This is a genomic window from Seinonella peptonophila, assembly GCF_900129355.1.
In the GTDB taxonomy this organism is placed as follows: domain Bacteria; phylum Bacillota; class Bacilli; order Thermoactinomycetales; family Thermoactinomycetaceae; genus Seinonella; species Seinonella peptonophila.
The window spans coordinates 118153-132045 of the sequence record NZ_FQVL01000006.1; the positions used below are offsets into that span (position 1 = coordinate 118153).

A 13893-nucleotide genomic window follows, 5' to 3' on the forward strand; every position below is an offset into this window, starting at 1 on the left:
GTATACATATATAATAAAATGGACGGTGATCGTCGCCGTGTGGCAACGATCCTCCGTTATTTTAGAGTCCTAGAAATACACGGATAGCCGGCCAAAGCGATGCCGTGTAGTCTAGGGTTTGTAAAATGGTTGTCTTCATGATGGAGACAACCATTTTTAGTTCTTGTTCAAAGAAATAGTCCACTAACTTGGTAAAGAGGCAAGTGGTCAGGAAGATTCCTTTCCATGTCGAGTTGAATCGACTTGCCGAATACCACGGTTGTTGTTTTTCTGGTTGTTGTGCTTTCGAGGCTTCCTGTAGCTGATAAAGCTGACGAAGCACCCGAAGTAGGGTTTGTTGCGTCTGTAACCGTTTGGACCTTTCTTCGCACAAGATACTAGAAAGAGAATTTCTTCTCTGCGACTGAGTGATTTGTCGGTTCAGAAACACCTTACTTACTAGACAATATTGTTTCCAGAACCGGATTTGCGCCACCTGTGTTGATAAAATAAGCTTTTTCATCTGCACATTCCCCCAAATTCATTTGAAATTTGGAGGATCAGTCGCCTACACGGCATACTATGGAAGAAAGACGAAGTAAGAGGGAATCAGGTGATTCAACCATACCTTACCTTTGTCTACTTCATTTATCTTTTGACCGATCAAACCGTCCATATGACTGTAATCACTCATCTATTTAGATGTTTATGCAGAAGCAGCGAGTCAACAATCGTAAACTCTACTACTCATTCCATCACATCTATAACAGATAAGTACTAAAAAGATTCTATTAAAGACGCAGACAAGTTCCTTAGACACGATATAGGCATTCCTATATCTATGGCTATAAGGTTGCTGCTATCTTTAATAAGTTTGTTAATATTTTATTTGAAACAGTTTATTCTGTCAATTTTAGTAGTTCCATTACAAAGCGAATGTAGCATTCGAATCCCATAGTCGGATTGCCATCGAAAGTTAGACAACTATCGCTATTTGGGCATGCCATCGTTTTGACCACCTATCATAATTTTGTGAGCATGATATCTGGTGAATAATCCTGTTAATCGTTATCAGTCGAGTTATGTAATCGAGGAAATTTTGTTGAATTTACAAGGTATCTTGTATCATTAGTGAAAATCTTGCGATATTGAATGCCTATAGGCAATTAATGCGTTTCATGTTTAATTCATTTATCAATACATTGTAATTATTTATTTACATAATAGAGTTAACGCAAAATGCCTAATTTACCAATGATCTGAATTAGCATTATACTATATAAAACGAGCTAAAGGTGCGTGCATAACATATGTACCAATCAGAGATTGACCAAGTCGGTGCCAATGTCATTGTCGAAACGTTATTTAACCAGATGAAAGAATTGGACTTTCGTGAGCCTATCGAGCTCGATATGTCTAGTATCCTTACAGAGATCAGACAGCATTTCAACGTTTTTATTGATAGGGACACACAGGATAACATAATGAAAGATTTACAAGATCATCAAGTCATCACTTATGTGGCTGGGCGTCGTTTTGGTCTTGGTCCTAATTTTAATCAATCGACATCTACAATGAAACTATCTGATGAACAATTAGCCAATGTGATTCAGCAACAGAATCACTGGAAAACAACACGCCCTTTAACTGAATCAGAACAATCTGTCTTGTCGCAGCTTCTCTCCTTTTTTAAAAATGGTGAAAATCCACAGCATGAACAAATTCCTAAGCCGTTACAATTTGAAGATCTGCCTACTCAAACATTAGTAGAAACGAGAGCTCTGGATGATCTATTGGAACGAGGTTTCATTCAAAGCTTCCATACAAATGGACGTCTTACACAATCTATATATGTTTTAGGTGATATGTCTCTATCTGTTGGTGATCAGCGTTTATCTCCACAAGAACAACAATCCCTTTCAGAGCGTCAACAAAGTTGGATTCAATCGATAGAGCAAGTGAATGAGTTACCAACAGACGAACGAGAATTATTAGCAAGAATCATCGAAAGGATCACTGAAAGTAAACCGTTCCCTCTCCCTGTTAGTAGAAAGCAATTACGTGATGACTTAGAAATAAACTATAACAGCCGTATTTTAAATAAACTACTTTCTAATGGATTCATTATACAATTAGAGCCGAACATTTATGGAATCGGAGAAAAGTTATCCCATCTTCCACAACTCTTGCACGACCAAAAACAGTGGGAAGGGAAAATTCTCTCCATCTCTAACAATGAGGTTCAAATTGTTGAGGCTATCCTTTCTCAGATGACTAGACAAGATTTTCAACCCGTTGATTTAAAAAGCATCAAGGATCATCTGATTGATCGCATGGGCAAAACTGAGTTTCATGCTTCCATCAACAAGTTAGTAAAAGAGCAAATCATCACTCGCGTGGAAAGAGAAAACATTGGATTAGGGGAAAAGTTCAACCAATGTCCTGGAGATTTCACTTCATACGTAAGCAATGAAGAACAATTAACAGATATTATAAGCAAACAGAAAGAGTGGGAAATTCAGAGGAAGCATGAAACACGCCAATTAAAATTACAATCCATTTCCGAAGACCTAAGAGATGATCCACAGTTATTTGAAGATTTACTTGCTCTGATACCAAGGGAAAAACTCGAACAACATCTTCAAGAACGATCTACAAAAACGGCTCCTGATCATTTCCAAGATAAATTAAGAAGAACAGCGCAACTGGATTTACCTACACAAAGATCATTCAATTTTATCGATCAATCTCGTGAGCGATCATAACTTTATCGATCATAGAATCCGTAATTATGGCAAAAAGTTTTATCTGATCAATCCCACTCTTACAAAAGAATCAATATCTTATAAACTGAAACCATGATATTATAAAATGGTTGTTTATATTATTTAATAATAAATTATTTGGAGAGGATTTTAAAATGATCGTAATAAAAGAGCGAACATATATCAAAAAATTCTTCGTTTTTGCTATTGGAATCATCATTGGCTGGATTTTTTACATATTTGTTGCAGCATTGTTTACGAGTGGGGATGACATACCTGATATATATGGAATTTTAGCATTAGTTCTTTCTGTATTGACAATGGTCGTTTATTCGATTATTAGTGAATTTAATTATTTGAAGCAATTGAAGTTTGCGACGAGTTCTTTGCTAAGTAACATCTCCGCTTTTCATAAACGGGAACAAAAACTGATCTCTAAAGCGGAAGAAGTTATTGCTACGTTTTTGAAGCATGAAAGTAATGTTCATCAATCGATCGCTACTTCGCGAAATGACACAAAAAAAGTAGTAACCGATCTAGAAAATATATCATTATCTGATTTAATGCTAACGGTTGAGAACTATCCCCGATTAAAATCAGATAAACATATCTCCAAAATCCTTGAGCAAATTGAAGAATCACAAAATGCCATTTTAGAATCGAAATTGATGTACAACCAATATATCGCATATTACAATGGGGCGATTTACAGTTTTCCAGCAAATATTTTCTCTAGCATGTGGAATTTAAAGCCTTTGCCTCTTTATGAAGAGCAATCTAATGATGATATATCATAATTTTTGTTGAGAGGTTTGAGATTAACAAGTATGTTCTAAATATCAACTTTCTAAAAATTGAGCTTTTGAATTAGACTTTCCTTGTCCATACTCATATGTACATGTAAGTCTATCTAAATCTATTAGAAGATCATGTCAAAAAATCTTAAAAGATTAATAAAATATAGCTTCCCATATTCTCAAAAAAAGTGTACCATGATTTCAATTTAGATATGGTACACTCTTTACTAAGTCAGTGCATTGCGTGAAATTACTGAGTATATAGATAAATGATTCATTCATTTGATTAGGGTTTGTGCGATGTTGGATAGTATGGAGAAACGTAGGATTATGGAATGTGTTTGCAGTTTTGTTTGGACGATCTATTTTATTAATCTATACTTTTTAGCATAGCGAATTGTTAAAGGAACAATATAGGTCAATCATAAAATGTATAAAATCAATAAGAGATATCCAATATTGGATACCCCTAGATTGAGGGAGATTTGAGTGTCACGATCGACGTGAGTCATCTGTTGTGAATATATTGAAATAAAATCATTTGTGATTTGCTAAACGACGTACAAAAGTGAGTCAGCCAAATAGCGTGGGTTACTTTCTGACTAGTTGTACGTTTCCTAAACCGACTTCAATAATCTCTTCACAAACAGTGAGGAGATGGTTAAAGACTTCTTGTCCTTGTGGATCTTTTAAAGCTTTTTCATAAATTTCAACGCTAGGGTAGTAAATCTCAATCATATAAGCAAATGTGGGTAAGGGATTTTTTCCTTGTAAAGCTGCGACTGGATTTAGTTTAAAATCGGTTACCTCAAAGCGAATTACTTCAATAGTCTCTTTTAACATAGGGATAAGCTCATCATAGAGAAAAGCGCTAAGCTCTCTTGGTTCGTCTACCTGATTAAATAAACAGACCACTTTCACCATCGTTGTTCACTCTCTCCGCATTCACACTTTTTATTTCATTGACCATGAAACTTCCATTTTACGAATTCCATATACAATGTAACTGTTATGCATTTCTATTGAATCTTTGTTAACCTGAATATCTTTAACAGCATCTAATAGCGTTTTGATCGCAATAACCGCTTCTGTTTGGGCTAGATCCATACCAATGCATTGATGGACACCATGTCCAAAAGCCAAATTCTTCACATTGAGCTGCCGTTCCATGTCAAACTGATCAGGGTTAGCAAATTTCTGTTCATCACGATTGGCAGAGCCTAAGTACGGAACGATTAAATCCCCTTTCTTAATCTGCATTCCCCCAAGCACAACATCTTGTGCTGCTTTTCGGTATACTGATTGAAATGGGGAATAAAAGCGCAGAACCTCAGTAATAAAGTTGGGGATTTTTTGAGGTTGTTCACTTAATTTAAATTGTAGTTCTGGTTGATCACTTAAAACTAACAAACAACTTGAAATTAAATTCTTCGTCGTTTCATGACCAGCTAAAAGCATCAGAATCGCTGTGCCAAGAAGATCTGTGTCGTTTAAATATACACCATCCGCTTTGGTCAACATCAGACGACTGATAAAGTCATCTTGAGGTTTCTTCCTTTTTTCTTGGAATACCCCCATGAAATACATGGCCATTTCCTGCTGAGCCTGAGTAAATTCATTTATATCTAAATCTCCACCATTGGCCGCTGTCGTTACTATATCTGCCCATCTTCCAAATTGCTTTGCATCTTCTAATGGAACACCCATCAAAATACAAATGATCTCAATCGGGATTACTGCTGAGAATTGAGAAACAATCTCTGCGCTGTTTTTTTCTTTTAATTGGTTTACTATACGTTCACTAATATACTCAGCGAAAGGAGTAAGACGTTCAGCTGTATCACTGCCATAAGCTTTCATCACATAACCCATGCGATATTTTTTATGAATAGGCGGGTCAGTATAAATAAATGCTTTACTTAATCCCTCACCAGCATCACTTGGATAGTAATCAGAAGTGAAAAACTGATAATCACTTAAAACTCTTTTTACATCTTCATAACGAAAGACTTCCCATGCGCCTTTTCTACCATCAGTAATCGTTAATGACTCATTATAATGTACTGCATTGTTATTACGCATTTGTGAATAAAAAGGAAAAGGGTCTTGTGCGTTCCATTCGTTGGTTGTCATAAACACCCCATGTTTTGTTTAGGAGTCATTGCCTCCTAAAATTTTTCGTTTATATAACTGACGTGCCAATGCCGAATTAGTTGCAATATGTTCCTCAGTATAATCGCTAGTTGTCAAGTCTTCTAAGGAATGGTCAGATTCATTCGAATCACTAGCTTCGTGTTCATCCTTTAAGACTTTGCCGTAAGATTCAAATTTGGCTACTTCGTTAAATAAACCAGTAATATTCGCGCTTTCAATATCGATACCATTTTCCTCTGCGTATGTAGAAGGTCCACTTTCCTGATCTAATCTTTTTTTTAAGGATGTATCCATTTTTATTAATGCCTGAATGAGGTTTTGGGTCACAAGATCTTTTGTATCAATATTTTCAGCTAAGCAAATGAGTCGAATTCGTCTAATAAATAACTTATCCAAAAAACCGAGGAAATGAGGGGTGGTTAAACCCACTTGGTCAAGTTTAGGAAGAATTAGCGTATCACCTGGTTGCATACTATTAAATAATTCCAATAGTTTGGGACGACTTTCATTAATACTAGTCGATTGGTCGAAAATAATTTTATCACACTTGTATGTTCGCAAGATCTCGAGTGCACGATCAACATTTTTATATGCAGTTGGTGTAAAGTATGCAAATCTCATCATGAACCTCCAAGTGAAAATAATATAGTAATATCGACCAACGAGAGGTCTTGAACAACAAAACTTCTGGTTTACAATAGGACTATTATTAAGTTTGTGGAAGTAGTTACGTAATATTGAAGATTAAATTTCCTATTGTATGCAATTATACAATAATTATGCCAGAGTGCAAACTAGAAAGACTTTAAAAATTCCATAGTATTCAGCTATATTTACACAATATTGTAATTAACAAAAATAGGGAGCCTCTCATAAGCTGGATGACATCGCTTCTAGTCAGATAGATGTATAGAAATTATTTCACAAGCTTCATTCGAATTGCCATAACCACAGCCTGTGTGCGATCTGTTGCTCCAAGTTTTTGGATGATATGGTGTATATGTGTTTTTGTTGTACCCTCAGAAATGCAAAGAAGTGTAGATATTTCATGGTTTCGTTTTCCATAAGCAAGCAGCTGTAACACTTCCATTTCCCGATTTGTTAATTTTTCAACCAATTGTTCTTGTCCAATATTAGACTCTTGTTTATCTGAGACCAATAGTTGATCTAAAGCACGTTTGGCTGTTGTACTATTGAATAGGGTTGCTCCGCGGTGCATGGCTCGTATGCAGCTCAGCAATTCTTCGGTTTCGGTATCTTTCAACAGATAACCAGCAGTTCCTGCCCGAATCCCGTCAAAGACATATTGTTCGACATCGAAAGTTGTTAGTAGGACAACTTTCGTTCCAGGCAAAGCCTCAATAATGGATTTTGTTGCAGCGATGCCAGTTATTCCCGGCATGCGGATATCCATCAAAACCATATCTGGAATCGTTTTTAAAACAACCTCAACCACTTCTTCACCCGTTGAAGCCTCGCCGACCACCTGCATATCTTGTTGGACATCTATTATATAGCGCAATCCTTTCCGAATAAAGGGCTGATCATCTGCCAGAACAATTTGAATTGTCTTTTCGAAATATGTAAAAATCCGCAATATGCAATCTACTACGAGCATACTTGTTAATCAAGCGATTGAAACAAGAGCCCTCTGATAGAATACCAGAGGGCTCTTGTTTAGTAAGCAGGCAGAGGTTTGACTGGGTCCACCTTTTGAGAGACGCTCAAGATAGAACAGTTTAAACCCGTCGATTGAATTTTCTGAGGAGGGCTTCTAGGGCAGCTTGGGAGACTGGACCATCGTCGGTTTGAGACGATGGGTTTGTCGATTGAGACTCAGCCCTTTGTGATGGCTTTCGTCTACCCTTCTCCTCGATTCCCGTCTCACTCTGTCTGTAAGACGGCTCTATGAACATAGCTGTGGGAACTGATTGCGGTTGTATTGGTTGGGTGTGAGGGTTAATCCTTTCGACTACGATCCGAGAAGTTACTGGATCAATCCAAGACGGATCCGCCTTTGTGGCCATATAGATTGTGCGAATGATTTCTCCGCTCGGTCGTTGCACAGCAGTAGGCCATCCAACGATCAGGTCAGCATCTTTGACGATGCTTTGAGAGTCGAGTGTGTATATGCGTCCTGATCGATCGGTATAGAGAGATTGCTGACTTTCTCCTGACTTCCAGAAGATGTGATCTACCAGACCTGCTAGACAGGCTTGGATGATTCTCCCCCGCTTTTGCTCAGAGTAAACCGAATTCTCCGTTGGGTTGAGATACAGCTCTCTCAGCAGCCTTCGACGAGTTTTCTGAACGAGAGAGAATCTTTTCGCGTTGATTCCCATCTCCACTCTCTGTGAGTGGGTCATCCCTCTCGTCTTTTCCTCCAGCAGGAGCTGTGTGACGAAGTCGCTCTCCCTCTCCGTAGAGACTAACTGTTTCCAACCACCAGAGGGAGCACCGAGATGACCCCGTATGAAGGTTGCAGTAATGGTAACGAGCTCCTGAATGACATCAAGGCGTTGAGCCTCTATAATCATTCGGGCATTTCGTACGGAAATCGGCAGCTGTGCCATGGCTTGACCGATTTCTGTGATTTGGTTGTTTTCATCGAATGCGCCGAGTATTCGGAGCAACTCTTGGGCTCTTTCGATAGATCTCGACTCGATCTTGTGCGCGAATAGTAGCTCGTGCACTTCGTATCCGACTGATGCTAATCTTAACACCAGCTCGTCGATTGAGCTATGAAGGAATGATGGAGTCGGGTACTCAGGACGTTCGACCACAGGACAATGGTCGATATAGATGCCCGGACCATAATGACCGGTACGGTTTCGCCGCCGCCAACTTCGCGCTTTGGGAAGAGGAGTAAGTACGTGGGTCAGCATCTCATCGATGACGATGGTTCGGCTTTCCTGACCGGCATCGATGATGGCGAGTTTTCGACCAGGAGATGGTTTAAGTGGTGGTTCCCATTCGAGACTCTCTGAGCTAATCACGACCTTAGATCTAGTAGTATTTAACGTGCGGATCCATTTCTTCTTTTTCTCGTCTCTATATTGTACTCCGCGGTACAAGTGTATGTCGGCGTCGACTTTGAGTGAATGAAGCTCATGACTTAAGTCGTCCATCGCTTTTAGAGAAGATGGGAAGATGAGAATGTCATATCCCTCTCTAACCAGTCTAACAGTGTCGAGAAGGATACTGTCACCAGGGGCATGTACTGTGACCGGGTAGGAAGCAGATGATGATTCAGGAATTTGGAAGATCGGAGCGTTCCCCCGCATTCGTGACAGCCTTTCGGCATCGATCATGGAAGATTGGACCACGATCTTTTGGAATCGACTGGTGTTTTCCTGGATTTCCTTCCAGGCCCACGCCTCGATCATGGACTGCTGCATTGTCCACTCTAACTCGTCAATAACGAGTATATCGAAATCCTCAGTCAACTCATGTATGAGCTGAAAGCTTTGTCCGATAAATAGGAGATCTGTTTCCGAAGAAAAGTTTCGGTTATATGTGGTTCGATACCACCCGACCTCGTTTCCCAGTTCGTAGCCTTGCTGTTGAGCGACAAACTCAGCAGTACCGATGTTTGGTTCAGTGACGAGCACTCGATTACCCGCCTGAAGATACGCGAGTGGAATCTGAGTGGTATTACTACACCCCTTTGGCCCGACTACGATTATATAGGGGGCGTCGGCGGAGACAATCGCCTCCAGATACGGACCGATCGGGAGCTGGGTTCCAGTCATTGCACTGCCTTTCCTTGATGGTATGGACTTTGCTTGCTAAGATCAGTCCTATCCTTTATGGATAGTTTTTCGGCTTCCTCCAACGATGAGTGTCAAGAGGGGATTGTCGTATCGCTCATGTAGATTACCTTTTGAGTAGTCAAGGAATCTTTATGTGGCCTCCATAAATGGCGTACCCAGACAGTTATCGTATGGGTGATATCATTTTCTTTTATCATAAATTCAAAATCTTGAGTTAGTCAAGATTATATATCAGACCTCCATCTCAATCGATAGTCGATCCTATTTTATTTATCGCCATATTTATTTTAATATTAAAAATAATTCACCGCCTCCCTCTGACGTCGAACGACAGAGGAATGGATCGTCATCTTCGTAGTAACTCTGCTAACGAGGCTACGAAGGATGAAGCGATCAGTGGTACAAAAAAAGCCAGTCCCAATTGGTAGCCGTATAGGCCACCAATCGTGGTCCCCACAAGGTTTCCGAAAAGCCCGGCGGCGTTCGTGACTAGAGCGTCTGAAGATACTCCGAACCTAGGAGACCGGTTGAAGATCACAGTCGCTGTAAGCGGCATATTGGCCTGTCCCAGTATCAAAAAGATCATCGCTATCCAGGTTTGATTGGTCACCAAGCAGATAAAACCAATCAATTGGCTCACTCGACTGAATGCGATCAGCGGGAGTACCCAGCCTGTCCTGTCGGTGTCCAGCTTTCCGAGCCAGGCCAGAAGAGCGACCAGCACACCACCTATCAGCCCCACTATCAACACGATCAAGCTTGCCCTTTCTTTTTCTAGGGCAAGTGGGAGCATGATAGGAAGGGCGAACGAGGCGCTGATCGAACCCACATTCCCTATCCCAAACCTGAACCCATGGTCGATCCAGATTTGGCGTAGGGTCAGAGGCGACTCTTTAACCTCGTTTATTGGATAAGAAAACTTGAAGTGTGAGATGAATGGGATGAGAATAACTACGCCCACCCAGACGATGGTCAGTATCAGGAGTGTTCCGAATGCCGACCATTCCAAGTCCAAATACCTCAAACTGAGGGAGTAGAACACTGCATTGAGAGACGTGTTGGCGAACGCACTGAGCGTGTGCCCACCGTGTTGTCTTTTGTCTCCGAGAAGCCCCCGGAAAATTTCTGACAACTTTGTGAGCGAGATGGTATTTACAAACGCGCTCAGTGGTTGAGCTATGAAGAACAGCAACACAATCTGTGTTTTTACTGCTATTATCAGTAGGAGACTACTAATAACGAGTAGTGTTACAGCCAAAAACAGGTTCTTTCTCCCCAACTTGAATGTTAGAGATGCTGCTCCTGTTTGAGAGACCATTCCTATAATTAGGAGAGGTCCGATAAAAAACGAGTGATCTTGAGCGACTAGCCATAAGTTTATGTGACTGATCGTCAGGGCTCCGTATGAGTTGAGGATGGCCAGAATGAACCCAAACAATAGTGCCATGGTTCCTTCTTTCTTGAATTGGATATGTGTCTCTACAGATCTTTGATCTGGAGTATCTCCTCTCGGACTTGGCCAATTTTTGACCAGAGAATATCGATTTCATCATTATATTAGCACAAAATTTTGGCTATTAATTATTAACTCCAATCAAGGGGCAGACTTTTCTAATTCAATAAACACATGAAGTTAACCAATTACCACTTGGGTTTTATATGCAACAACCTCTTATAGAATGATCCAAATCGTCTATGATAAATGGCCAATTCATAATCGGACTGACGATCTCGAACACCTCTGCCAACCTACCGCAAATCATCATATCCTATACATCTGGCGAGCCTTATCAACTTGTTGGAGATAATATATCCCCACTTTTACGACTATTATTTCAATTTTACGTCGAACTGCTTCAACAATCCCATTCTTTGTTACACGAAAACTTCTTCGATTCGTGATTGCTTTCGTGCTCTTTCTTGTCAAAACGAATAAAAAAAGGCACACCTCATTTAACCAAATAAATAGAAATAATACCAACAGTTTGTTAATATAACAGAGAAGTTTATGTACATACCCCAGAAAGCTGGAGGTTCATGGGGATCTAAAATGATGCCACTGACACTGTAAAGTTGTCTGACCAAAGGAATCAGTATGACAAAAAGCAAAAGTGGAACGAGATCAAAATGTGCGGTCTGTGGGAAATCCCCAGCGAACTTCATTGTTATTATTGATGGAGTTACGAAGCCCGCATGCGCCATTCATGCTGGCTAACGCATAAAAAAGAAACATCAGCGGAAACGCCCGCGAGGGTAATTGCTTCCCTCAGGTGACTGTGAAATCTGCACAGTCACACCGTTTTATTTAACTTAATATTTTGATATTATCCAGAGAGGCACGTCTCCCTTCCCTGATCATATTTTATTCCAATGACAATTTAGTCATAACATCTCGCTACCATAAAAATGCCTGAAGTTTTCCAGCTCGATCCAGTGTTCCGAGCGTATCGTTTCAACGATATTACTGCCGCGAAACCGCGACATTGAATACCGCATTGTAACCCATGTTATGGCAATTACACCAGGCGTACATTGAACGATCGGAATCCACGGTATCTCGAAATCCAATTCTACAGGTGATAGAGAGGTGTGGTAACAACATCGCTAAGCATTAAAATAGATGAACGCCTCTCGTCGCTGTGCGTGTTCAAAGTGCGTTTGACTCTGGCAAGCAATTCTCGCAATCGAAACGGTTTCGTAATATAATCATCCGCACCGTCCTCAAACGCACGAATAATATCACCTTCATCGTCAATAACGGTCAGAAAGATAACGGCAGTTTCTGTACATCTAAGTTTTTCTCGAACCTCGAAGCCAGTTCCATCCGGCAGTTGCATATCAAGTATCGCAAGATCGAATTTACCATTCGCCACCGCACTCACAGCATCACGGACGTTCTTACTGTGGACAACAGTATATCCCTCTTGTCAAATGCGTATACAAGCCCCGATACGATTATTGCGTCATCCTCTACAATTAAAATGTGTTTCATCCATTTTCACCTTCTCTCTTCTGATTATTTGATATCGTTCATCTAAGGGTTTAATTATAATTCATTTGTTTATGCTGATTTTAAAAGAATATGTTACCATGTTTGTGAATCCATTCAATATTGATCGGAGGTGAATTGGATGGCTAAAAAAGTGACATGGCTGGAACTTTTCTTCGATTTAATTTTTGTAGCAGCGATCGCAAAAGCGACCCATGTATTACTGAAAGTAAATAATGAAGTCATTCCATTCGAATACTTGTTGAAATTCGTGTTAATGTTTGTCCCTATATGGTGGGCATGGGTGGGGCAATCTCTGTTTATGAACCGATTTGGAGTAGATACTGCAAAGCAACGATTGTTTATGATTATACAAATGTTCTTTGTGTTATTGATGACAGCAAGTCTACATGTTGATTTTGATAAGTATTATCTTACATTTCTAATTGGATACGTTGGAATCCGTTTTTTAACATCTTTACAGTATTTCTGGATTCGCCATTGGGAAAAGGGAGTACGTAAACAAGCAGCAACGTATTTGGGTTACGGCTTTTTAATCGGTATTTTTATCTCCTTATGTTCATTATTTTTTGATTCCTGGATGAGATATTTGATTTTGTATGCAGGGATTTTTATTGATGTATTAATTCCTGTGATCGGTCGTAAATATTTAAAAAAAGTACCTGCTCACATAGAGCATTTGCTTGAACGATTTGGTTTGTTTACGATTATCTTATTCGGAGAATCCATCGTCAGCTTAATAGTAGTTCTTAATTTAGAAAATCCAAATTGGAGAACAATTGCTTTTGCTTTTGTATCCTATGTAATAGTAATCATAATGTGGTGGCAATATTATGATAACCTAGAAGAAAAGCTCGACAAAAAATTAGCATCAACTGGTCAATCTATTATTTATGGTCATTTATTTATTTGCTTATCCTTGAGTGTCATCGCAGCATTGATACAACTATCCTCATTATACAAACTGGATTATCGATTTTTATTGGTATTAACTTTCTCCACAGTATTCCTTTATGTTATTTCAACGACATGGGTATTTCATAAATATCGACTCGAAAAACATCGAATACAGTTTCCGCACTTGGCTCTATTAATTGGTTTATTAACTGTACTTTTTATCTTCAACTTCATTTTGGTTGTTCCTCCCATTCTGATGTTTGTACAGCTTAGCATCTTTTTTTTAGTGTTTAAAAAAGTAACTTAAACATAAATGATCTTTTGGCGATCCATACACTATCCTATTTTAAGAAATTAGATGAGTAGATCATTAATAAAATAATGATAATCAAAAGGCTATTGACATACTCTTTCATCCCAAAAGATAGGATGGTTGTGAAGATGGAATGCCGATCGTCCCACCGCTATTATGGCATAGTTGAACAAATCCACCTACAACAGCTTGAACGATTTGGGGA

At 39.4% G+C, this 13893-nt stretch carries 10 protein-coding genes and 1 pseudogene; 3 read left to right on the top strand and 8 right to left on the bottom strand.

The window, feature by feature from the left end; genetic code table 11:
* Window positions 1–61: 61 nt before the first annotated feature.
* Window positions 62–502 (bottom strand): hypothetical protein, encoded by a 441-nt coding sequence (locus tag BUB71_RS11270; protein ID WP_073154948.1) that lies wholly within the window; start codon window positions 500–502, stop codon window positions 62–64.
* Between the two features lie 787 nt (window positions 503–1289).
* Between BUB71_RS11270 and BUB71_RS11275 the strand changes: the two genes are divergently transcribed.
* Window positions 1290–2744 carry a hypothetical protein gene (locus tag BUB71_RS11275; protein WP_073154949.1) on the top strand — a complete coding sequence of 485 codons (1455 nt, stop codon included), beginning with the start codon at window positions 1290–1292 and terminating at the stop codon, window positions 2742–2744.
* 155 nt (window positions 2745–2899) lie between these two features.
* Complete coding sequence (locus BUB71_RS11280; protein ID WP_073154950.1) at window positions 2900–3541, top strand: LemA family protein; 642 nt, start codon at window positions 2900–2902, stop codon at window positions 3539–3541.
* Window positions 3542–4132: 591 nt separating this feature from the next.
* Here BUB71_RS11280 and BUB71_RS11285 read toward each other — a convergent pair.
* From BUB71_RS11285 to BUB71_RS11315, 7 genes and pseudogenes are all read right to left on the bottom strand, one after another.
* Window positions 4133–4465, bottom strand: a complete 333-nt coding sequence (locus BUB71_RS11285; protein WP_073154951.1) for an EthD domain-containing protein — start codon at window positions 4463–4465, stop codon at window positions 4133–4135.
* A 30-nt stretch (window positions 4466–4495) separates the two neighbouring features.
* A complete protein-coding gene (locus BUB71_RS11290) occupies window positions 4496–5674 on the bottom strand; it encodes a cytochrome P450 (protein ID WP_073154952.1) in 1179 nt (392 codons plus the stop codon).
* A gap of 18 nt (window positions 5675–5692) precedes the next feature.
* The gene (locus BUB71_RS11295; RefSeq protein WP_084731465.1) at window positions 5693–6319 is read right to left on the bottom strand and encodes a recombinase family protein; all 627 of its coding nucleotides are present in this window, start codon (window positions 6317–6319) and stop codon (window positions 5693–5695) included.
* Window positions 6320–6611: 292 nt separating this feature from the next.
* On the bottom strand, window positions 6612–7292 hold the full coding sequence (locus tag BUB71_RS11300) for a response regulator transcription factor (protein ID WP_281248200.1): 681 nt from the start codon (window positions 7290–7292) through the stop codon (window positions 6612–6614).
* 142 nt (window positions 7293–7434) lie between these two features.
* A complete protein-coding gene (locus BUB71_RS19600) occupies window positions 7435–8328 on the bottom strand; it encodes a hypothetical protein (RefSeq protein WP_175552354.1) in 894 nt (297 codons plus the stop codon).
* A 1486-nt stretch (window positions 8329–9814) separates the two neighbouring features.
* Complete coding sequence (locus tag BUB71_RS11310; RefSeq protein ID WP_073154956.1) at window positions 9815–10915, bottom strand: hypothetical protein; 1101 nt, start codon at window positions 10913–10915, stop codon at window positions 9815–9817.
* Window positions 10916–12038: 1123 nt separating this feature from the next.
* Window positions 12039–12383, bottom strand: a pseudogene (locus BUB71_RS11315) (response regulator transcription factor); the annotation flags it as partial.
* 216 nt (window positions 12384–12599) lie between these two features.
* On the opposite strand from BUB71_RS11315, the gene BUB71_RS11320 reads away from it, so the two are divergent.
* Window positions 12600–13682, top strand: coding sequence for a low temperature requirement protein A (locus tag BUB71_RS11320; RefSeq protein ID WP_073154958.1), 1083 nt, complete (start codon window positions 12600–12602; stop codon window positions 13680–13682).
* Window positions 13683–13893: the final 211 nt, after the last annotated feature.